This is a genomic window from Pantoea sp. IMH, from assembly GCF_000599885.1.
Classification (GTDB): Bacteria; Pseudomonadota; Gammaproteobacteria; order Enterobacterales; family Enterobacteriaceae; genus Erwinia.
Genome location: NZ_JFGT01000006.1, coordinates 172044 through 195001, shown reverse-complemented (window position 1 = coordinate 195001; position 22958 = coordinate 172044). Strand labels below are relative to the sequence as shown.

At 52.8% G+C, this 22958-nt stretch carries 17 protein-coding genes; 7 read left to right on the top strand and 10 right to left on the bottom strand.

All coding sequences use genetic code 11. The annotated features are described in order from the left end of the window. The first annotated feature begins 322 nt into the window (after positions 1–322). Positions 323–1393, top strand: a complete 1071-nt coding sequence (ompA, locus tag EA20_RS0115240; RefSeq protein ID WP_024967650.1) for a porin OmpA — start codon at positions 323–325, stop codon at positions 1391–1393. Between the two features lie 107 nt (positions 1394–1500). Here ompA and matP read toward each other — a convergent pair whose 3' ends face one another. Further along, complete coding sequence (gene matP, locus EA20_RS0115235; RefSeq protein WP_024967649.1) at positions 1501–1962, bottom strand: macrodomain Ter protein MatP; 462 nt, start codon at positions 1960–1962, stop codon at positions 1501–1503. A 185-nt stretch (positions 1963–2147) separates the two neighbouring features. On the opposite strand from matP, the gene EA20_RS19800 reads away from it, so the two are divergent. Continuing rightward, complete coding sequence (locus EA20_RS19800; RefSeq protein WP_038381698.1) at positions 2148–3899, top strand: Lon protease family protein; 1752 nt, start codon at positions 2148–2150, stop codon at positions 3897–3899. 68 nt (positions 3900–3967) lie between these two features. Continuing rightward, positions 3968–4486, top strand: coding sequence for a bifunctional 3-hydroxydecanoyl-ACP dehydratase/trans-2-decenoyl-ACP isomerase (gene fabA / locus EA20_RS0115225; protein ID WP_024967648.1), 519 nt, complete (start codon positions 3968–3970; stop codon positions 4484–4486). 58 nt (positions 4487–4544) lie between these two features. On the opposite strand, the gene rmf is transcribed toward fabA, so the two are convergent. The 6 genes from rmf to rlmKL all read right to left on the bottom strand — a co-directional run bounded on the left by rmf (position 4545) and on the right by rlmKL (position 12504). Then, positions 4545–4712 carry a ribosome modulation factor gene (gene rmf / locus EA20_RS20375; RefSeq protein WP_071995449.1) on the bottom strand — a complete coding sequence of 56 codons (168 nt, stop codon included), beginning with the start codon at positions 4710–4712 and terminating at the stop codon, positions 4545–4547. Positions 4713–4993: 281 nt separating this feature from the next. Continuing rightward, positions 4994–5563 (bottom strand): membrane integrity-associated transporter subunit PqiC, encoded by a 570-nt coding sequence (pqiC, locus tag EA20_RS0115220; RefSeq protein ID WP_024967647.1) that lies wholly within the window; start codon positions 5561–5563, stop codon positions 4994–4996. Then, the gene (gene pqiB, locus EA20_RS0115215) at positions 5560–7203 is read right to left on the bottom strand and encodes an intermembrane transport protein PqiB (protein WP_024967646.1); all 1644 of its coding nucleotides are present in this window, start codon (positions 7201–7203) and stop codon (positions 5560–5562) included. The genes pqiC and pqiB overlap by 4 nt, the downstream gene beginning before the upstream one ends. Next, positions 7190–8458 carry a membrane integrity-associated transporter subunit PqiA gene (gene pqiA, locus EA20_RS0115210; protein ID WP_024967645.1) on the bottom strand — a complete coding sequence of 423 codons (1269 nt, stop codon included), beginning with the start codon at positions 8456–8458 and terminating at the stop codon, positions 7190–7192. The genes pqiB and pqiA overlap by 14 nt, the downstream gene beginning before the upstream one ends. 17 nt (positions 8459–8475) lie before the next feature. Continuing rightward, on the bottom strand, positions 8476–10383 hold the full coding sequence (locus tag EA20_RS0115205; RefSeq protein ID WP_024967644.1) for an ABC transporter ATP-binding protein: 1908 nt from the start codon (positions 10381–10383) through the stop codon (positions 8476–8478). 6 nt (positions 10384–10389) lie between these two features. Further along, on the bottom strand, positions 10390–12504 hold the full coding sequence (rlmKL, locus tag EA20_RS0115200; protein WP_024967643.1) for a bifunctional 23S rRNA (guanine(2069)-N(7))-methyltransferase RlmK/23S rRNA (guanine(2445)-N(2))-methyltransferase RlmL: 2115 nt from the start codon (positions 12502–12504) through the stop codon (positions 10390–10392). Between the two features lie 134 nt (positions 12505–12638). On the opposite strand from rlmKL, the gene EA20_RS0115195 reads away from it, so the two are divergent. Beyond that, positions 12639–13754: a YcbX family protein gene (locus EA20_RS0115195; protein WP_024967642.1), complete on the top strand. Its 1116-nt coding sequence runs from the start codon at positions 12639–12641 to the stop codon at positions 13752–13754. A gap of 3 nt (positions 13755–13757) precedes the next feature. Here the strand turns inward: EA20_RS0115195 and EA20_RS0115190 are convergent, their stop codons facing one another. The 3 genes from EA20_RS0115190 to pepN form a co-directional block, all read right to left on the bottom strand. Beyond that, the gene (locus tag EA20_RS0115190) at positions 13758–14300 is read right to left on the bottom strand and encodes a cell division protein ZapC (RefSeq protein ID WP_024967641.1); all 543 of its coding nucleotides are present in this window, start codon (positions 14298–14300) and stop codon (positions 13758–13760) included. Between the two features lie 170 nt (positions 14301–14470). After that, a complete protein-coding gene (pyrD, locus tag EA20_RS0115185) occupies positions 14471–15481 on the bottom strand; it encodes a quinone-dependent dihydroorotate dehydrogenase (protein WP_024967640.1) in 1011 nt (336 codons plus the stop codon). Positions 15482–15808: 327 nt separating this feature from the next. Then, positions 15809–18424, bottom strand: a complete 2616-nt coding sequence (gene pepN, locus EA20_RS0115180) for an aminopeptidase N (RefSeq protein ID WP_024967639.1) — start codon at positions 18422–18424, stop codon at positions 15809–15811. Between the two features lie 248 nt (positions 18425–18672). On the opposite strand from pepN, the gene pncB reads away from it, so the two are divergent. The 3 genes from pncB (at position 18673) to ompF (ending at position 22902) form a co-directional block, all read left to right on the top strand. Continuing rightward, positions 18673–19893 (top strand): nicotinate phosphoribosyltransferase, encoded by a 1221-nt coding sequence (pncB, locus tag EA20_RS0115175; protein ID WP_024967638.1) that lies wholly within the window; start codon positions 18673–18675, stop codon positions 19891–19893. A gap of 176 nt (positions 19894–20069) precedes the next feature. Beyond that, positions 20070–21470 (top strand): asparagine--tRNA ligase, encoded by a 1401-nt coding sequence (asnS, locus tag EA20_RS0115170; protein WP_024967637.1) that lies wholly within the window; start codon positions 20070–20072, stop codon positions 21468–21470. Between the two features lie 301 nt (positions 21471–21771). Next, the gene (ompF, locus tag EA20_RS0115165; protein WP_024967636.1) at positions 21772–22902 is read left to right on the top strand and encodes a porin OmpF; all 1131 of its coding nucleotides are present in this window, start codon (positions 21772–21774) and stop codon (positions 22900–22902) included. Positions 22903–22958: the final 56 nt, after the last annotated feature.

Sequence of the window (22958 nt, the reverse complement as noted above, 5' to 3'; positions counted from 1 at the left end):
GGTTTTCTTTCGGAACTGTGATAACTCTCTGATTCTGCTATGACGCGCTGTGACAATGAGTTAGCGATGTTTTTTAACTTCCATTGACAGTTTTATCTCGTTTTAAAATATTAAATTGTGTGTATGAACGGCTGTTTTTTTATCCTCTTGCCTCACATCATACTTGTAAGTTTGCTGGTACGTTGTAGACTTTACGTCGCCAGGGTGCTCAATATTCACCGTTTTTTGGATGAGTCCCAGTGAGCTTCATAACCCGGCGAAGGATTAAATCAAAGAGCTAATGAAAGCTCATTGCCTATTTGGATGATAACGAGGCGCAAAAATGAAAAAGACAGCTATCGCAATTGCAGTGGCACTGGCTGGCTTCGCTACCGTAGCGCAGGCCGCCCCTAAAGATGACACCTGGTATACCGGTGCTAAACTGGGCTGGTCTCAGTACCATGACACAGGTTACTACGGTAATAACTACACCAACAACGACGGCCCAACTCACGAAAGTCAGCTTGGCGCTGGTGCATTCGTTGGTTATCAGGCTAACCAGTACCTGGGCTTTGAGCTGGGTTATGACTGGCTGGGTCGTATGCCTAACAAAGGCGACGCTGTAAACGGCGCATTCAAAGCGCAGGGCGTTCAGCTGGCGGCTAAACTGAGCTACCCTGTCATGGACGATCTGGACGTGTACACACGTCTGGGTGGCATGGTATGGCGTGCAGACTCTACTCAGCAGGTTACTGCTACTGGCAACCGCATCAGCGATCACGATACCGGCGTTTCTCCGCTGGCCGCCGTTGGTGTTGAGTATGCGCTGACCAAAAACTGGGCAACCCGTCTGGATTACCAGTGGGTTAACAACATCGGTGATGCAAACACCGTTGGTACTCGTCCAGATAACGGCATGCTGAGCCTGGGTGTTTCTTACCGCTTCGGTCAGGACGACATGGCGCCAGCACCAGCACCAGCACCAGCGCCAGCGCCAGTTGTTGAAACCAAGCGTTTCACGCTGAAATCTGACGTACTGTTCACCTTCAACAAGGCTTCCCTGAAGTCAGAAGGTCAGCAGGCTCTGGACCAGCTGTACTCCCAGCTGAGCTCAATGGATCCTAAAGATGGTTCCGTTGTTGTTCTGGGTTACACCGACCGTATCGGTTCTGAGCAGTACAACCAGAAGCTGTCTGAAAAACGCGCTCAGTCTGTTGTAGACTACCTCGTTTCTAAAGGCATCCCTGCTAACAAGATCTCTGCACGTGGTATGGGTGAATCTGAACCTGTTACCGGCAACACCTGTGACAGCGTGAAAGGCCGTAACGCCCTGATCGAATGTCTGGCACCGGACCGTCGCGTAGAAATCGAAGTTAAAGGCATCAAAGACGTTGTAACTCAGCCACAGGCTTAAGTTACCTTTGATGAAAAAACCCCGCTACGGCGGGGTTTCTCTTTTTCTGGATAATGCTATGGCGCACCATATCGTGGAACAAAGCTACCGACGTCCATAAATGCGCGTTATTCTGTTTCCTGCTTGCCTAATATCGCCTGCAAATCTTCCCGCAACGATGACATCTGGCTGGCATATTTTTCTTTACGCTCGGCATCTTCAATCAGCTGAACGACCGTTTCAGACAGCGTACAGTTGCGCCTCTGCGCCAATCCGGCCAGCCTCTGCCAGACAAGATACTCCAGGTCGATTGATTTTTTTCGCGTATGTTGATGTTCAGCGTTGAAATGTCTTTTGCGCCGGGCCCGGATCGTTTGCTTCATCCTGTTTTCCAGCGCAGGATTAATGTGTTTACCGATCCAGGAGAGCACCTCTGCCGGATTGTTTTCCATTGCGAGCAGTTCACTGACGGCTGCCTGCGCCGCGCTGTATTCCAGATAGCAGGTGATCGGCTCGCCCTCCCGGTGTTTTTTCACCAGATATTTCCATTTCCAACCGCTTTCAAGGTTTTCCAGCTGCTGATATTTCATCGGAATCTCATGCTGACCATATAACGGCTTAAGAATAACAGCTTTTTTTCACCCTGCGGCAGAGAAAACGGGGCAAATATCGCAAAGCCAGGCAGAACATCAGGTGAAGCACATCTCTGCGGTGCTTAAGAGGCTGAATTATTGTATAATGCCGCTTTTATTCATTTCAGAAAAAAACGATAACTTTGACCAACAACAGACTTGAATGGCATGCCCTGCAGCCCGTTACCGACGGCGTACAACCCCCGCACGCACAGGCTTCTGATGCCGATACCAGCTGTTTTGCTGCTGTCCAGTCGCGTCTGTATGACGGTCTGACTCTCCTGCTGCAAACACCGGCTAAACTGCCGCTGATGCTGGTAAAAGCGCCTGAAAACGCTGAATATCAGGCTTTACTTCAGGATGTCATGGCAGAGCTGAATGCCGGCGAGCAGCCTGTGCTAACCGGTGGTGCTTATATCGTCAGCGACCACTCGGTTGAATTACTGGCCGCCACCTCAGCGCAGGATAATTTTGCCAGCACGGGCGGCATTCACCGGGCAGACTGGATTGAAAATGAACAGCTGTTTGGCTGTGTACGGGTGTGGAATGAGAAACTTGTACTGGAACCAGGCCTTGTCCATAAGGCTAATGGCGGTACGCTAATCCTCTCCCTGCGCGCATTGCTGGCACAACCGCTGCTCTGGCTTCGCCTGAAGCAAATTCTGATCACTCAACGTTTCGAGTGGCATTCACCTGATGAAACGCGGCCGTTGCCCGTTACCATCCCATCATTGCCTGTGCATTTTCGTCTGGTACTGACGGGTGAGCGCGATATCCTGGCTGATTTTCAGGAGATGGAGCCGGAACTGGCCTCGCTGGCACTCTATTCGGAATATGAAGAGAATATTCAGATTACCGAACCGGATACGCTGGGGCTCTGGATGCAGTGGGTAATGACGGTTGCTGCCAGCGAAAATACCGGCCCGATCGAAGCGGATTTCTGGCCAGTATTAATCCGGGAAGCGGTTCGCTATACGGGCGATCAGGATACTTTACCCCTCTGCCCTGCCTGGCTTGCACGCCAGCTTCAGGATGCGGCACTTCATGGCAACGGCGTTCTGAACGGCGATAGCCTGGCAACGGCTCTGGAAACCCGGGAATGGCGTGAAGGCTTTCTGGCTGAACGCATACGCGATGAAATTCTGCTTGATCAGATCCTGATCGAAACGGAAGGCGAAATGGTTGGTCAGATAAACGCGCTTTCCGTTATTGAGTTTCCCGGTCACCCTCGTGCGTTTGGAGAACCATCGCGCATCAGTTGCGTGGTGCATATCGGTGATGGTGAGTTCACTGATGTCGAACGCAAAGCTGAACTGGGTGGCAATATCCATGCAAAAGGCATGATGATTATGCAGGCCTGGCTCATCTCCGAACTCGAGCTCGATCAGCAGCTGCCTTTCTCAGCCTCAATAGTTTTTGAGCAATCCTATTCAGAAGTGGATGGCGACAGTGCCTCTTTAGCCGAGCTTTGTGCGCTGATTAGCGCACTCTCCGGCCAGCCGCTGACGCAGCAGATTGCTGTAACGGGCTCGGTCGATCAGTTTGGACGGGTCCAGCCAGTCGGCGGCCTGAATGAAAAAATTGAAGGCTTTTTCCATATTTGTCAGCAACGCAGTCTGAACGGCAGTCAGGGCATCATTATGCCGGCAGCCAACGTACGCCATCTGTCACTTCAGCAGGAAGTGGTGGACGCCGTGCGTGAAGGAAAGTTCCACATATGGGCGGTTAGCAGCGTCGAAGAAGCTTTGCCTCTCTTAACCGGGGCGGAGTGGGATCGGGAAACCGGTCCTTGTTTGCTAAAGTTAATACAGGAGCGCATTGCGCAAATCACTCAGCAGGATGCACGTCACCGTCCGTGGCCGCTGCGCTGGCTGAACTGGTTTAACCAGAGCTGATCGGACTTGTTCAGCTTACACCTGTTCGCTAACCTTCGTGATTCACTAAAATAAGGCTTATTAACAACATGGTAGATAAACGCGAATCCTATACTAAAGAAGACCTCATCGCCTCGGGCCGTGGAGAACTGTTCGGCGCAGAAGGTCCGCCGTTACCTTCCGGTAATATGCTGATGATGGACCGCGTGGTCAAAATGACCGAAGATGGCGGTAACTATGGTAAAGGCTTCGTCGAAGCCGAACTGGATATCAAACCGGATCTGTGGTTTTTTGACTGTCATTTTATCGGCGATCCGGTGATGCCAGGCTGTCTGGGACTGGATGCCATGTGGCAGCTGGTCGGCTTTTATCTCGGCTGGTTAGGTGCCGAGGGCAAAGGCCGCGCGCTGGGCGTGGGTGAAGTGAAATTTACCGGCCAGGTTCTGCCAACCGCGAAAAAAGTCTCTTACCGGATTCATTTCAAGCGCGTGATTAACCGCAAGCTGGTCATGGGCGTGGCTGATGGTGAAGTTCTGGTCGATGGCCATGTTATCTATACCGCCACCGATCTGAAAGTGGGCCTGTTTAAGGACACCACCGCTTTCTAAGCGCAAAAGAAAAACCTCCGCGCTGGCGGAGGTTTCCCCTGCAGATGAAACAGTCAGATTAGGTAGTAACCGTCCTGTCCTCCATGGCTTGTCGCCAACCTCCCAACCAGTGAGACTTAGCATCTATCATTTGATAGGGACACATCTCTTTAGAGCGCCCGGTAATTCCGGCTTGATAACCTCTTGAATGTGCCCTTTCGAGCCGATCTCGTTTCTGTCTCTTCATCATGCCTGTAATCCCCTCTTCAGGTCAGGTGGAATCTGGTGGAAAGAAATCAGTGGTCACATAATACGCAGCCACCCTTCATATTTAGCGCTATCTGATTTAAAAATCAACGCGCAAAATTCACGCCAACGTCATATTTCTGCTTCATTATGAGAGGCTTCTTAAGGGCAGATCACCGAAGAAATCGCTGTTAACCGGCTGTTATAGAATAAAAAAAACCTCTGCCTGCATGCAGTTGCAAACCTGCAGCAGGCAGAGGCCTTAATAAAACTTAAATAAAATTAATTATTAGTGCGGATAATCTGCGCCATATTACCGGCTTCCTGCTGCCATCCCTTTGCCAGCGTTCTCACCAGTGCACCATAACCATCTTCATTCTGAGGTAGCGTCAGTGAGAATGGACGCTTAATGATTTTTCCGTCGTGTTCCAGTACCCAGTCCCCCGCGATGACGACCTGCCCGTCGTACCGGCCATGGAACTGGGTCACATTGACATTTAATTTTTGCTGTTGGTCGCCCAGTGGCATGCCGGATACCAGCCACCCCGGCAGCGCCTCACTCAGATTAGCTACCAGCGTCTGCTGAAGCTGTTGATCGAGCGGGCTGGCCCAAAGATTATTCGCCGCTATCACATACTGTACATCGCTGCTTTGATAAACCACGCCATTGCCCGCGAGGTAATCAGGCACCGACACATGCTCCACCCATACAGCTGGCCGGCTGGCGTCAAAACCGCCGCTGGATGCCGTCGTTGCAGTGCTGGCGGACGGAAGTTGATAATAATGTGTGTCGATCGTACTGCTACATCCACTGACGATTAGTGCCAGCGCCACGGGAATCCATTTCATCATTGTTTCGCCCTCTTCGGCTGTGGGTCCTTACCGGGTTCTGCTTCAAATATCAGCGCGTTACTTTTACTGTTCAGCGTCTTCAGGACCGGCTGAAGTTCCCGCATAACCTGATCAAGGCGCTGCATATCACCCACCAGTTTGGTATAGGCTGGCGAACCCGGCTGGAACCCTTTCATGCTGCGATTCAGTTCGCGAAGCGTTTGCTGCATATCCTGCGGCAGATCTTTCATCGACTGGCTGCCGGTAATCTGATTGATATTATCCAGCGTTTTTTGCAGTTCCCGCAGGGTACGCTGGCTTTCTTTCAGCGTGCCCGTCGCCTGATTCAGCATCGGGTTCAGCGGCAGATTGTTAATTTTGTCCAGAGCATCCATCAGCTTCTGCTGGATCTGCGCCAGTCCACCGCTCATGGTGGGAATCAGCTCATAGCCTGCATAGGACGATGGTCCGGTATAGGCTTTCGCGCTGCTGTTGAAATCAAGATCGATATAGAGCGATCCGGTCAGCAGGTTTGCTGATTTCAGTGACGCTCGCAGCCCCGCTTTAATGCCATCTTTAAGATGCTGTTCGAAATCAAAATCCTTTCCAAGCATACTCTGGAAGCGGTCCGGCTCAATACGGATCAGGACGGGAATACGGTAGTCAGTATTAAGACGCTGAGTAATGTCTCTGGCCTTGAACGGCACTTCCGCTACGGTGCCCAGGCGGATGCCGCGGAATTCAACCGGCGCCCCCGGCTGCAGGCCACGGATAGAGTCGTCGAAGAACATCAGGAAGTCTTTATGTACCGTATAAAGCGAATCCTGAATGCTGCGCTGATCGTCAAACAGTTTATATTCCGATTTATTCTTCGCAACCTGACCCAGTTCCCAGCCGTCCGGCACGTCAAAGCTGACGCCACCGCTAAACAGCGTGGTCAGCGAGCCCATCTCCACGCGCATACCTGAAGCAGACATATCAACGGCAATACCGCTGTCTTTCCAGAATCGTACGTTGGTTGTCACCAGTCGATCGTAGGGCGCCCGGACAAACAGCTGATAGGTCATCATTCGCTTGTCGGCGTCAAAGTTACTGGTCTCCACGGACCCAACCTGATAACCGCGAAACAGTACAGGGTCCCCCGGGTTGAGCTGGCCTGCTTTGTCACTATCAAGGGTAATGCGGATCCCTTTTGCGTCCGGTGGCGCCAGCGGCGGCGAATCCAGCAGATCATACTGCTCCTTCTCTTCACCTTTCGTTCCGGGCTGAAGTTCAATATAGGGGCCGGATAAGAGCGTTCCCAGCCCAGTCACCCCTTCGCGACCAATAGCAGGTTTCACCACCCAAAAAGCGCTGTCGCCTTTAAGCAATTTTTCCATGCCGGAATTCAGTCGCGCGGTGATCTCAACGTGATGCAGATCGTCAGTCAGCACCGCACTTTCGACAATGCCGACATCCACGCTGCGACTTTTAATCGCCGTTTTACCGCCTTCAATGCCTTCCGCATTTGTGGTGATAAGTGTTACCTGGGGTCCCTGATGGCTGAAATGATAAAACAGGATCCATGCGCCGATAAGTACGGTAACGACAGGGATGATCCAGACCGTTGACCAGCGCCTGATGTTATCAACCCTGGCCACATCGTGATTATTTTCCTTCAATGCTTGGCTCCTTAAAACTTTTTTCGGATTCACGATCCCATATCAGACGGGGGTCGAATGTCATGGCAGCGAACATGGTAAGAATGACCACTATCGCAAACAGCAATGCGCCTGCTGCGGGATAAATACTCATCAGTTGGCCCATGCGCACCAGCGCAGAGAGCACGGCGATGACAAAAACATCGATCATTGACCAGCGGCCCACAAATTCAACCACCTCATAAATTTTATGCATTTTTTCACTGTCGTGACGACCGCCACCGTTTGCATCCCAGCAAAGCCAGCCAATCGCCAGCATTTTGAGCGAGGGCACCATGATACTGGCGATAAATATGATCAGCGCAACCGGGTAAGAGCCATCGCTCCAGAGCAGAATAACGCCGGACATAATCGTTGACTGCATCTTGTCTCCCAGCGACTCCGTCACCATTATTGGCATCAGATTCGCAGGAATATAAAGAATAAGAGAGGTCACCAGCAGCGCCATTGTCCACTGCAGGCTGTTGCGCCGCCGGGCATGTCCACCTGTGCCACAACGGGGACAGATGAATTGATCGGCCGCAAGTATCGCCGTACAGCAGCGACAGGAGCGTAACCCCTGTTTCAGCCCGCTGACGCCTGGCACAGGCGTGACCGGCAGCTGTGGCGTTGGAGCAATATGCTGCCAAAGCCAGCGTCGGTCAACGCACTGTAAAGCACGCAGGTGCAGAAGGCAGAACAGACACCATGGGATAAAACTGGTGCCCGTGCCGATGTCGCCGTAGGCCATTAATTTTACGAAGCTGACCAGCACGCCGGCCAAAAAAATCTCAGCCATTCCCCAGTTTTTGGCCTGAAAAAGCAGACGGGCCAGGCCACGTTTCAAGCCGTGCGACAGCGGGGCATTATTCAGCAACAGCAGAAGTGCCACCATACAGAAAGTGGGTACGGCCTGTACAAAAAGAATGAACAGCGTGGCGAGGCTGCTGTAGTCTTCGGAAACCATTACCTCCGGAATGTGCCAGAGGCTGATTTCACTTCTCAGACCCGATACGTGCATAGAGACGAACGGATAGAGGTTCGCCAGAAGCAGCATAAAAAGTGACGCGAGTGCATAGCCGGTAGGCCGCTTACGCGGCTCATCCCAGCGCGACTCAAGCGTGGTGTCACAGCGCGGGCAGCTGGCTTTGCTGCCCGGCTTCAGTTCCGGCAACTGTGTCATCAGATCACACTGCGGGCAAAGCATCCATTTTTCAGCGTGGTGCGACGAACACATAGGTCACCTCTGACTCATTAATCGTTTTTCAACGATTCCAGATATTCCCAACGCTCAAAGGCCGCTTCCAGCGCCTGCTCCGCCTGAGAAAGGGCATCCAGCACCGGCTGGGTCACATCATGAGGCTGGCTGAAGAAGTCGCCGTCAGCCACTTTTGCCTGTAGCGCACCAAGCTGGCTTTCCAGTTGCTCCATCTTCTGCGGCAGTTGTTCAAGCTCGCGCTGCAAATTATAGCTCAGCTTGCTGGCAGTCCGCTTAACCGGTTCGGCTTTAACGCTCTCCTGACGCGGCGAGCTGGCCGGTTTAGCTGTAACGCGCGTCTGCTTCCATGCCGCCCGCTGACGCTGGGCGTCATGATAGCCGCCGACAAAGGTACCGATCTCTCCGTTGCCTTCGAAAATCCAGCATTCGGTCACCGTGTTGTCCACAAACTGACGATCGTGGCTGACCAGCAGCACCGTGCCCTGATAGCCATCGACCAGCTCCTCCAGCAGCTCCAGCGTTTCCACATCCAGGTCGTTGGTAGGCTCATCGAGGATCAGCAGATTGCTGGGCTTCAGGAACAGACGTGCCAGCAGCAGACGGTTACGCTCTCCGCCAGAAAGCGCGCGTACCGGGGTCATGGCGCGTTTAGGGTGGAACAGGAAGTCCTGAAGGTAGCCCAGTACATGCCGGGGCTTGCCGTTAACCAGCACTTCCTGCTTACCCTCCGCCAGGTTATCCATCACGGTACGATCGGGGTCCAGTTCGGCGCGATGCTGATCGAAATAGGCCACTTCCAGTTTGGTGCCGATGTGGACCCGGCCACTGTCCGCCTTCAGCTGATCGAGCATCAGCTTGAGCAAGGTTGTTTTGCCACAGCCGTTCGGGCCAATAAGGGCAATTTTGTCTCCACGCTGCACCTGAGCGGAGAAATCCCTGACCAGCTGTTTTTCGCCGACGCGATAGCTGACATTTTCCAGTTCGAAAACGATTTTGCCGGAGCGGCTCGCTTCGCCCACCTGCATATTGGCTTTGCCCATGACTTCACGGCGTTCGGAACGCTCATTCCGTAAGGCTTTCAGGGCGCGGACCCGGCCCTCATTACGGGTGCGGCGGGCTTTGATGCCCTGACGGATCCAGACCTCTTCCTGCGCCAGTTTGCGATCGAATTCGGCGTTCTGCATCTCTTCGACGCGCAACGCTTCCTCTTTACCCACTAAAAACAGATCGTAATCGCCCGGCCAGGAGACCAGCTTACCGCGATCGAGATCGACGATGCGGGTCGCCATATTGCGAATGAAAGAGCGGTCATGCGAGATAAAGATAATGCTGCCCTGAAACGTTTTCAGGAAGGTTTCCAGCCAGTCGATCGTTTCAATATCCAGGTGGTTCGTTGGCTCATCCAGCATCAGGACCCGTGGATTACTGACCAGCGCACGCCCCAGCGCGGCTTTACGCAGCCAGCCGCCGGAGAGCGAAGAGAGCGGCGCATCGCCGTCCAGACCGATCTGCTTGAGCACGTCCTGAATACGCGTTTCCAGCTGCCAGAGGTTCTGGTGATCGAGAATGCTCTGCAGTCGGCCCATCTCGTCGAGATTTTTTTCACTGGGATCTGTCATCACCAGATGCGAGATCGCGTGATAAGCCTTCAGGTATTCTGCCTGCTCGTTTACGCCTTCAGCGACAAAGTCATAAACCGATCCCTTCACGTTTCGTGGCGGATCCTGTTGCAGGCGTGCAATCACCAGATCCTGCTCATAGATAATACGTCCATCATCAAGCGGCTGTTCACGGTTGATGATTTTCATCAGCGTTGATTTGCCAGCACCATTACGGCCTACCAGACAGACGCGTTCGTTTTCTTCAATATGAAGCTCAGTGTTATCCAACAGCGGCGCATCGCTGAATGAGAGGTAAGCACCATGAATACTGATCAATGACATAAAAACTTATTCCTTACCAGCGTGAGTAATCAGCCAGCAGTTGTGAATATGACGGTTACGGGCAAAGTCCTGCGACTGAGTTTTGGCGGTAATTTCCTGCGCGACCAGGTTCAGGGCGGAAAGGCCTTCAAGATCCATTTTAAAACCGCGCTTGTTATTGGAGAACATCACGGTACCGCCCTTACGCAGTAGCCGCTTGAGATCTTTCATCAGCAACAGATGATCGCGCTGCACGTCAAAGCTCTCCTCCATACGTTTTGAATTGGAGAACGTCGGCGGATCGATAAAGATCAGATCGAACTGTTCATCGGACTCACGCAGCCAGCTCAGGCAGTCTGCCTGCATCAGGCGATGCTGGCGTCCGGTAAGACCATTCAGACGCAGGTTTCGTTCAGCCCACTCCAGATATGTCCGTGACATATCCACCGTGGTGGTACTGCGCGCGCCGCCAAGGCCCGCGTGAACGCTCGCTGTACCGGTATAGGCAAACAGATTGAGAAAATCCTTACCGCGGCTCATCTGTCCGAGCATTTTACGCGCGATACGGTGATCGAGGAACAGGCCGGTATCGAGATAATCCGTCAGGTTCACCCACAGCCGGGCGTTGAATTCAGAAACCTCAAAGAAATCGCCCTTCTCGCCCAGCTTCTGATACTGACTTTTGCCCTTCTGGCGCTCACGCGTTTTCAGGACCAGACGGTTTGCCGGGAGATCCAGCACGCTCAGCGTCGCAGAAATAACGTCAAAGAGTCTCTGGCGGGCTTTAGCCGGCTCAATGGTTTTCGGTGGTGCGTACTCCTGTACCACCACCCAGTCGCCGTAGCGATCCACCGCTACGTTGTAATCAGGCAGATCGGCATCGTACAGGCGATAACATTCAATGCCTTCCTGACGAGCCCACTTCTCCAGCTTCTTGAGGTTTTTCCGCAGACGATTGGCGTAATCCTCAGCGATCTGTCCCACGTTTGCCGCAGCGTTAGCGGCCAGCTGATAATTTTTCTGTACGCAATCCAGCGGGCCATTTTTCGCTTTGAACTGACGATCGGCGCGCAGTTGCAGACAGCTGAGCAGCTCAGGTGAGGCGCTGAACAATGAAAGGTTCCAGCCGCCAAAATGGCTTTTCATCAGGCGGCCAAGCTGGCTATGTAGCGCAATGAGCGCCGGTTCGCTCTCCAGGCGTTCGCCGTAAGGCGGGTTGCTCAGTACAGTGCCAGTTGGTCCTTCCGGCAGCGGATTAGTCAGTTTCAGGACATCCTGAACGGTATAGCTGATGATATCACTGAGTCCCGCATTGCGCGTATTCGCGCGAGCGCGTTCAATGACTCGTGCATCGTTATCGTAGCCGTAAAAACGCGCGCTGTTCTCCTGCAAACCACGGCGCGCACGTACCTGCGCTTCGCTGGTCACTTCCTTCCAGAGTTCGCTGTCAAATTTGCTCCAGCCGGTGAACCCCCAGCGGGTACGATGCAAACCAGGCGCGCGATCGCTGGCGATCATCGCCGCTTCGATCAGCAGCGTTCCTGAACCGCACATGGGATCGACCAGCGGTGTGCCAGCCTCCCAGCCGGAACGCATCACGATTGCGGCGGCGAGATTTTCTTTCAGCGGCGCCTGCCCCGTCTGCTGACGGTAGCCACGCTGGTGCAGCCCTTCTCCACTCAGATCGAGCGCGATACTGGCGGTCTCTTTATTCAGCCAGACATTCACACAAATATCCGGCTGCTCGCGATCCACGTCCGGACGTGGCAGGTTTTTGCGTGTAAAGCTGTCGACAATGGCATCTTTCACCTTCAGCGCGCCATACTGGCTGTTGCGAATAACCTCATTCAGGCCGCTGAAATGAACGGCGAAGGTTTTATCGCTGCCAAACATCGCCGGCCAGTCAATAGCCTGCACGCCGAGGTAGAGATCCAGGTCGCTGTAGACGCCGCATTCGGTCAGCGGCAGGAGGATGCGGGAAGCCAGCCGGCTCCACATCAGGCTCTGGTACATCAGACGATCGTCGCCCTGATAATGCACGCCGCCCTGGACAATGTGGCACTCTTGCGCGCCCATCGCTTCCAGTTCATTTTTCAACAGCTCTTCGAGCCCACGCGCCGTACTGGCAAACAGAGAATTCATAGCGTCACTTATCGTCTTCAGAAAATTGCTGCGCATTATAGCTAATCGCGGGCCTATGTCATAAAGTTAGCTTCTTTTCGATCGCCACAACCGCGCTTTTTTTCGTTACTGACCCTTTTCTGCTGGAGAGCCTCATGATCGGCCTGTCTCGTCTGTTTATTCACCCGGTGAAATCGATGCGCGGAACGCAGGTCTCGCATGCGCAGGTGCTCGAAAGCGGGCTCGCCTTCGATCGCGTTTTTATGCTTACCGACACAGAAGGGACGTTTATTACCGCACGCCAGTACCCTGAAATGGTGCTGTTTACGCCGGCACTGATCCCAGAGGGTCTGTTTCTTGCCGCACCGGACGGTAGCAGCGCCACTATTCGCTTCGCTGACTTCCACCAGGAGGCCTCGCCAACGGAAGTCTGGGGGAATGTTTTTACCTCGCAGATCGCACCGGCGCCGGTTAACGAATGGCTGAGCGGCTTTTTTCCCCGATCGGTTCAGCTGCGCTGGGTAGGGCCTGAAATGACCCGGCGCGTGAAACGCTTCGATGAGGTACCGCTAGGGTTTGCTGACGGTTATCCCTTTTTACTTATCAATGAAGCTTCACTTCAGGATTTACGGCAGCGTTGTCCGGCAGGCACAAAACTCGAACAGTTTCGCCCAAACCTGGTGATCGACGGCGCAGCGGCCTGGGCAGAGGATGGCTGGTCCAGCGTACGTATCGGCGATATTGTCTTTGATGTACCGAAACCCTGTAGCCGCTGCGTACTGACCACCGTCAGCCCGCAGTATGGCCGCAAACATCCCTCCGGCGAACCTTTAGCGACTCTACAAAAATTCCGCACCGCAACCGATGGCAGCGGTGATATCGATTTTGGTCTGAATTTGATTGCCAGAAGCAGCGGAATTCTTCGCGTCGGTGATGAACTCGAAGTCCTCGAAACCAAAAGCCCCCGCCGCTACGGCCCAGGTGCCGTTACCGAAACGCTTGATGTGCGGCACGACGCTCAGCAAAGCGTGTTAATTACCTGGCAGGGAGAAGCCTTCAACGGTAATAATCAGCAGGTGCTGCTTGAGCAGCTGGAGATGCAGGGATACAAAATCCCCTACTCCTGCCGCGCAGGCATTTGCGGGAGCTGTAAGGTAACGCTGATATCCGGGGACGTGCAGCCCATGAAAAAGGGGGCGGTAAGCGGTGACGGTACGATCCTCAGCTGTAGCTGTATCCCGGCTGGCGATATCGTTCTGACAACAAAATAGCGATCAGACAGCCGCCGCGTAAGAAAAACGTGCTTCTCCGGCGAAGGGCTGAAGACGATCGTGCATAATTTTGATGGCATCGCCCAATACCATGCTGCGTCCGGCGAGGCAAAGATGCGGTTGCGCCAGCAGGCAAAGCGCGGCGTTTTCGCCCTTTTCCACCACCAGCAGGCAGGCTGTTTCACCCGTTTCACACAGCGTAACGCTGACCAGCTCGCCTTCCACAGGAGGATGGCCTGGCGCATGCGTTTCGAAATGCCAGCTTTTCGGCATCAGCGGCTTAAGAAAACGGCTTGCGACCAGTGCATTCAGCACCAGCTCAGCCCGCTGATCCGCATTCAGTTCGCAACGGCGGCAACTCTCTTCAAAAGTGAAAAAGAGTGCGGCGTCATCCACACAAAAGTCCGTCACAGCGAAAGCGTCCGGCGTCAGCATTTTGCGTGAGAAGCGCGAACGAAACAGCATCCCGTCAGCCAGATCCAGCATCATGCGGTCATATTCGGCGTCATAAAGCCAGCGCCAGCTGTCGTCAGGTTTAATCCTCATGATCTGTCCCGTTATCTGAAAGACGTTGCGCTCACTTTTCCACCATTCAGGCAAAAATGTGCGGCGTTTCCCGGTAAATAAAACTGTTCAGAATAGTCGCTAAACAGGACAAAATATAAACTAGCCAGAGGCGAAAATAAAGCCCCTGGCATATTTATGTCCCGGCTGACTTAGAGGTGGGTCACAATTTCTTTTATCAGCGGCGGACCTTTAAAAATAAAACCGGAATATATTTGTAACAGGGATGCACCCGCCGCGATTTTCTCCCGCGCTGCAACGAGCGAATCGATGCCGCCCACGCCGACGATAGGTAGCCTGCCCTGAAGTTCATCAGCAAGCCGCCGCACGATTTCTGTACTGCGTAACTGTAGTGGGCGTCCGCTTAATCCCCCCTCTTCTCCGGCATGCCTAAGGCCAGAGATCAGTGAGCGATCCAACGTGGTATTGGTGGCAATTACCCCATCGATTTTATGACGGACCAGGCTGTCGGCGACCTGTACCAGCTCTTCTTCAGAAAGGTCAGGTGCAATTTTTACCGCCACCGGAACATATTTATGATGGCGTTTTTCGAGCGCCTGTTGTTTATGCTTTATTGCCGTAAGAAGATCGTCAAGCGCTTCGCCATATTGTAATGAGCGCAGGCCTGGCGTATTAGGCGATGAAATATTAACCGCAATATAACCCGCATAAGCATAAATTTTATCCATGCAGGTTAAATAATCTTCTTTGCCCTGCTCAACCGGCGTATCTTTATTTTTGCCAATATTAATGCCCAATATGCCGTCAAAATGGGCGCGCTTGACGTTTTCCACCAAATTATCCACGCCAAGGTTATTAAAACCCATTCGGTTAATTATGCCTTCAGCTTCCAGTACGCGGAACATCCTGGGTTTATCATTACCCGGCTGGGGACGCGGCGTTACGGTACCAATCTCGACAGATCCAAAGCCCATTGCGCCAAATGCATCAATACATTCCCCATTTTTATCCAGCCCTGCCGCCAGACCGAGCGGATTTTTAAAAGTCAGCCCCATGCAGTTAACCGGCCTGAACGGCAGCCTCTGACGAAGTAAATGCATAAGCGGCGTGCCGGAAATACGATGAAGTTGCTGTAGCGTCAGCTCATGTGCGCGCTCCGCATCGAGCTGGAAAAGCGCCTTTCGGACAAGGGGGTAGTACATGAAGGCTCCTGAATGCCTGAAGGGATCGGAAATAACCTGGACAGAAAGGTAAAGTCCTTTTGCGGAAAAGTAAAAGGAATGACGCCAATTATACCGCTTCATTGACTTCGATCCTTCTTTCCCGGGTTTCCTGAAGAGCAGGCGAGCCTAAGAGAAACCCTTTTTCCCCTGCGCATTACGGCGGGCTTTACTGAAAGAAAGCGCTGCTGAATGCAGAAATTGCGCTATCCCTTAAAACGCGATGGCTATTACTATCAGGCATAAAAAAAGTGGGCTGGTGCGCCCACTTCCGGTTTGGTGTGTCGTTAAGCTACTGCGGCTTTCCCATCAGGCATTCAACGCCTTAGTGATTTTTTCGTAAAGATCGCCCGAGAGATTATCAAGACCTTTCAGCTGTTCCAGCGCATCACGCATCAGCGCCTGACGGCCTGAATCGTAACGTTTCAGACGGATTAACGGTTCAATCAGCCTTGCTGCCACCTGCGGGTTACGGGTATTAAGATCGGTCAGGATCTCCACGAGGAAGCGATAACCGCTGCCATCTTCCGCATGGAATGCGGACGGGTTAGCGGAGGCGAAAGCACCAATCAGCGAGCGAACGCGGTTAGGGTTACCGAGGGTAAATGAGCGATGATTCATCAGCCCGCGGATCCGGCTTAACACATCAGCCGCCGGACTGGTGGCCTGAAGCGCAAACCATTTGTCCATCACCAGGCCATCCTGATGCCAGCGTTCATCAAATTCCGCTAACAGCATTTCACTGCACGGCAGTTGCGCTGCCACTGCTGCGGACATAGCCGCCAGTGAATCCGTCATATTATCCGCTTTAGCAAACTGCGCTTTAACCAGCTTGTCGGCCAGCGTCACATCACCAAACGCCAGATAGCCCAGGCAGACATTTTTCAGTGCGCGTTTGCCAATATCCGCATGTTCAATACGGTACTCGCTGCACTGGTTCGCGTGGTAAACCGCCAGCCATTCGTCAGCCAGCTCGGTTGCCAGCAAACCGATCAGCGCCTGCCGCACCTCAGTAATGGCCTGGGGATCGATAATCTCAAACAGTTCAGCAATTTCGTTTTCGCCTGGCAGAGAGAGGATCAGCGCCATCAGCGCCGGATCGCTATTTTCTTCCAACAGAACGGCGCGGAAAGCATCGGCGACATGCAGCGGCACAGAAAGCGGTTGTCCCTGCTGATAACGGGCAATATTCAGCTTGATGTAGGTCGCAAGCAGGCTTTGCGCCGCATCCCAGCGGGAGAAATCGTTACGCGCGTGACGCATCAGAAAGGTCAGCTGCGCATCACTCCAGTTGTAATCCAGCTTTACCGGCGCAGAGAATTCACGCAACAGAGAAGGAACTGGCTGGAAGTAAACGTTATCGAAAACGAAGCTCTGGAATTCTTCCGTCACGTTCAGCACATTGTGTACGGGATGTCCGTTATGCTGTAAAGGAATGACCTTACCTTCCCCATCATAAAGCTCAATATCCAGCGGGATATGCAGCGGGAGCTTCTCTTTCTGGTCGGCCGTTGGCGGCGTCATCTGCGTGACATGAAGCGTGTACTGTTCAAGTTCAGGATTATAGTCATCACGAACAGAGAGCACCGGCGTGCCTGACTGGCTGTACCAGCGGCGGAACTGTGAAAGATCAACATTCGAAGCATCTTCCATCGCCTGAACGAAATCATCGCAGGTTGCCGCGCTACCGTCATGACGTTCAAAGTAAAGCTGCATGCCCTTCTGAAAATTCTCTTCACCCAGCAGCGTATGCAGCATGCGGATCACTTCGGAACCTTTCTCATACACCGTCAGGGTGTAGAAGTTGTTCATCTCAATGACCTGTTCAGGACGGATAGGGTGCGCCATCGGGCTGGCATCTTCCGCAAACTGCGCGCCGCGCATAACGCGGACATTATCAATGCGGTTCACCGCACGGGAGCCGAGATCGGAGCTGAACTCCTGATCGCGGAAGACGGTCAGCCCCTCTTTCAGGCTCAGCTGGAACCAGTCCCGGCAGGTGACGCGGTTACCGGTCCAGTTATGAAAGTATTCATGGCCAATCACGGCTTCAATGCCGAGATAGTCTTTATCGGTCGCGGTTTCTGCGCGGGCTAAAACGTATTTGGAATTGAAAACGTTCAGGCCTTTATTTTCCATCGCGCCCATGTTGAAGAAGTCGACGGCCACAATCATAAAGATATCAAGGTCATATTCCAGACCAAACCGCTCTTCATCCCACTTCATGCTGTTTTTCAACGAGGTCATTGCCCAGTCAGCACGATCGAGGTTGCCGCGGTCAACAAAAATTTCCAGCGCCACGTCGCGGCCGGAGCGGGTGGTAAAACTGTCGCGCAGCACATCAAAATCACCAGCGACCAGCGCAAAGAGGTAGCAGGGTTTTGGGAAGGGATCTTCCCATTTCATCCAGTGGCGGCCATCTTCCATCTGACCACCGTCTACGCGATTGCCGTTGGAAAGCAAATAGGGATAACGCGTCTGTTCGGCGATAAGCGTGGTTGTGAAGCGCGCCAGAACATCAGGCCGATCGAGATACCAGGTGATATGACGGAAGCCTTCCGCTTCACACTGAGTACACAGCGCTTCCCCGGACTTATACAGTCCTTCCAGCGCGGTGTTTTTATCCGGATGAATTTCGTTGACGATCTTAAGCGTGAAGGTCTCAGGCAACTGCTCGATAATCAGCCGATCTTTTTCCAGCCGGTAGTGCTGCCAGGGCTGGTCGTCGACGTCCAGAGAAATAAGCGTCAGATCGCCGCCGTCCAGATGCAGTGCGGCATCTGCCTGGGCCAGACGTTTAACGCGGCTGACGGCGGTCACCTGCGTGGTGCTGGCATCCAGATTAAACATCAGATCGATATCGGTAATGGTGTAATCCGGAGCACGGTAATCGTGGCGATTTTTGGCTTGTGGCAGTTGCGTCATAAGTCCTTCTCACGTCAGTAATTAGTTAACCGTTTCAAGTCTATTCCTGTTAGCGTGATGTTGCCACGTCGAATCGTGCAGCGGGCCGGGAAAAGGCTAAAAAGCTACATTGCATTAACAAGCGCACAGATTGTCCTCGACCTGGCTCGCTGATATATGCTGAGATCAAGTACAATCACTCTTTATTCAAGTTATACTCCTGCGTCTTTTTCTTTTATCTAACCAGGGATAACGCTCTTCGCCAGAGGATGCTGAAACGCACCATGACACGACATGCTACCCCGATACTGACCACGATGCTGGACACCGACGCCTACAAGCTCCATATGCAACAGGCGGTGTTTCATCGCTACCAGAAAGTCAATGTCGTAGCCGAGTTTCGCTGCCGGGGCGACGACCTTCTGGGCATCTATGCCGATGAGATTACAGAACAGATCGCCATGATGCAGTCGCTGGCGCTGACGGACAGCGAAGCGGACTATCTTGGCACCCTGCCGTTCTTTAAGGCGGATTATCTCTCTTTCCTGCGGGCGTTTCGTTACGATCCTGCCCAGGTTGAAGTCCGTAATCATCAGGGCAAACTCGATATCCGCATCAGTGGCCCCTGGCGTGAAGTCATTATGTGGGAAGTGCCGCTGCTTGCGTTGATCAGCGAAGTGGTTCACCGGCATCGTTCACCTCAGGTGACGGCTGAAATGGCCGTTGAGCGGCTGCAAAGCAAGCTGGAAAGCTTTCGTACTCTGACCTTGGGCCTCGATATGTCGCGCTTCAAGCTGATGGACTTCGGTACCCGCCGGCGCTTTTCACGGGACGTTCAGAACGCCATCGTGACCACGCTTAAGCAGGATTTCCCCTGGCTTGTCGGATCGAGTAATTATGATGTTGCCCGTCGTCTGAACATCACGCCTGTCGGTACTCAGGCTCATGAATGGTTCCAGGCCCACCAGCAGATCAGTCCGGTGCTGGCAAACAGCCAGCGGGCAGCCCTGCAGGCCTGGCTGGAGGAGTATCCCGACAGTCTGGGCATTGCGCTGACCGACTGCATTACCATGGATGCTTTCCTGCGCGATTTTGGCCAGCATTTTGCCAGCAGCTACCAGGGACTGCGGCATGACTCCGGCGATCCGGTTGAATGGGGTGAAAAAGCCATTGCCCATTACCAGGCGCTGGGCATCGATCCGCAAACCAAAACGCTGGTATTTTCTGACAATCTGAATTTGGATAAAGCCTTGGATCTTTACCGGCACTTTGGTCAACGGGCCAATGTGATTTTTGGTATTGGCACTCGCCTGACCTGTGATATTCCCGAGGTTAAACCGCTGAATATTGTCATTAAGCTGGTGGAATGTAACGGCAAGCCGGTAGCAAAACTTTCCGACAGCCCGGGCAAAACCATCTGCCAGGACAAAGCCTTTGTGCGCGCGCTGCGTAAAGCCTTCGATCTGCCGCTGGTTAAAAAAGCCAGTTAGTTCACTAAAAAAGAGAAGAGTCCTCTTCCCTCTTCTCTTTTTCTTTCCTGCAAATCCCGAATAAATCTCCCGCAAAACAATGAATTCTTCTTGTGTCTCGCCTGTCGGCAAGTAACATAGCACTACCCCGAATCCGGGGTGACATTTCCCATTCTGATTAATAGTGAGAGACTTTTATGAGCGTTGTGCCTGTAGCGGATGTACTGCACGGCCGCGTCGCGGTTGACAGTGAAGTTACCGTACGCGGTTGGGTTCGTACCCGAAGAGATTCAAAAGCCGGTATTTCTTTCATCGCCGTGTATGACGGCTCCTGCTTTAATCCCGTCCAGGCTGTCGTCAATAATTCTCTGAATAATTATCAGGATGAAGTGCTGCGCCTGACCACCGGCTGTTCGGTGATCATCACTGGTAAGGTTGTCGAATCGCCGGGTGAAGGCCAGAGCTTCGAAATTCAGGCCACTGCCGTAGAGGTGGTTGGCTGGGTTGACGATCCTGATACCTATCCGATGGCGGCTAAGCGCCACAGCATCGAATACCTGCGTGAAGTGGCCCACCTGCGTCCACGCACTAACCTGATCGGTGCGGTGGCCCGCGTTCGTCATACGCTGGCTCAGGCATTGCACCGTTTCTTTGACGAACAGGGTTTCTTCTGGGTTTCCACGCCGCTGATTACCGCGTCTGATACTGAAGGCGCGGGCGAGATGTTCCGTGTCTCAACGCTGGATCTGGAAAACCTGCCGCGGACGCCGGAAGGTAAAATCAATTTTGATGAAGACTTTTTTGGTAAAGAGGCATTCCTTACCGTTTCCGGTCAGCTGAACGGTGAAACTTACGCCAGCGCCATTTCCAAAATCTATACCTTTGGCCCCACTTTCCGTGCAGAAAACTCCCACACCAGCCGTCATCTGGCAGAATTCTGGATGCTGGAGCCGGAAGTCGCCTTCGCCGATCTGGAAGATAACGCCGCACTGGCAGAAGCGATGCTGAAGTATGTTTTTAAAGCAGTGCTGGAAGAGCGCGCTGACGATATGGCCTTCTTCGCCGAACGGGTTGACAAAGATGCCGTCTCGCGCCTTGAACGATTTGTCACCACGGATTTTGCGCAGGTTGACTATACCGATGCCATTGAGATCCTGACTTCCTGCGGCGAGAAGTTTGAGAATGCCGTTTCCTGGGGTATCGATCTCTCTTCAGAACATGAGCGTTACCTGGCGGAGAAGCACTTCAAGGCGCCGGTTGTGGTGAAAAATTACCCAAAAGATATCAAAGCATTCTATATGCGTCTGAACGATGATGGGAAAACCGTTGCCGCGATGGACGTGCTCGCGCCGGGTATTGGCGAAATTATTGGCGGATCGCAGCGTGAAGAGCGCCTGGATGTGCTGGATGCCCGCCTGGCTGAGATGGGTCTGAATAAAGAAGATTACTGGTGGTATCGCGATCTTCGTCGCTACGGCACCGTGCCGCATTCCGGCTTTGGCTTAGGATTTGAAAGGTTAATTGCTTACGTGACCGGTGTACAGAATGTGCGGGATGTTATCGCCTTCCCAAGGACGCCACGCAACGCCAGCTTCTGATTATATTGATTAAATATAAGAAATTCATATAGATAATAAAGGTCAGCCTCGCTGGCCTTTTTTTATTTTTGTAAATTATGAGGTACTTCACAAAGTTCCGTAATATTTACATTTTGTAATACATATTTTCCTCTTGTAACCAGAATAAGAGATTAGTAGCATTTTCGGAGTAGATTAACGGCGCTACCAATGGAAAGATGCGTGCAGACACAGGAAGACACCAAACTCTCTTCAGGGTTCTGTAAAGAATTGTTGACGGCAGTGGCAGGTGTCCAAATAACTCCAATGAGGGTAATAAATAATGATGAAGCGCAACATTCTGGCACTGGTAATCCCAGCACTGTTAGCAGCTGGTGCAGCCAATGCAGCAGAAATTTATAATAAAGACGGCAACAAGCTGGACCTCTATGGTAAGGCTGTTGGTCTGCACTACTTCTCAGATGACGATGGTTACGCAGGCGACGGCGACAAATCCTATGTGCGCTTTGGTTTCAAAGGTGAAACCCAGATTAACGACCAGCTGACCGGTTACGGCCAGTGGGAATATAACGTTCAGGCAAATAACTCTGAAGGCGACGACGCTCAGAAAGGCAATAAAACCCGTCTGGGCTTTGCTGGTCTGAAATTTGGCGATGCCGGTTCAATCGACTACGGTCGTAACTATGGTATTGCTTATGATGCGCTGGCATGGACCGATATGCTGCCAGAATTCGGCGGCGACTTCGGTCAGTCTGATACTATGACCAGCCGTACCGGTGGCGTTGCCACTTACCGTAATACCAACTTCTTCGGCCTGGTTGACGGCTGGGACTTCGCTGCTCAGTACCAGGGTAAAAACGACCGTACCGACCAGACCCGCTCTAACGGTGACGGTTACGGTGTTTCTACCAGCTACACCTCGCCAATCGGCGTTGGCATCGTTGCAGCTTACAGCTCTCAGGATCGTACCAATGGCCAGAATGGTCTGCTGACCGGCGGCGCTGCGCCAAACAACCTGGCTTATGGCCGCGGCGATCGTGCAGAGTTCTGGGGCACCGCGCTGAAATATGATGCCAACAACGTTTACCTGGCAGCATCCTATGCTGAAGGCCGTAACGCAACGCGCTTTGAAGGCAGCATTGCTAACGGAGCAGGCGACAGGACTAATGTCAGCGGCTTCGCTAACAAAACTCAGGACATCGAACTGGTTGCACAGTATCAGTTTGATTTCGGCCTGCGTCCTTCTATCGCCTACGTCCAGACTAAAGGCAAAGATATCGAAGGTATCGGCGATGTTGACCTGGTTAAATATTTCGAAGTGGGCGCGACTTACTACTTCAACAAAAACATGTCTACCTATGTTGACTACATCATCAACCAGATTGATGACGGTAATGCCCTGGGCATAGGCTCTGGTGACACTGTAGCAGTTGGTCTGGTTTACCAGTTCTAATTGCCTGCCGGGGTGATGCAATTCACCACCGTGCAATCCTGAAACGGGGCTTCGGC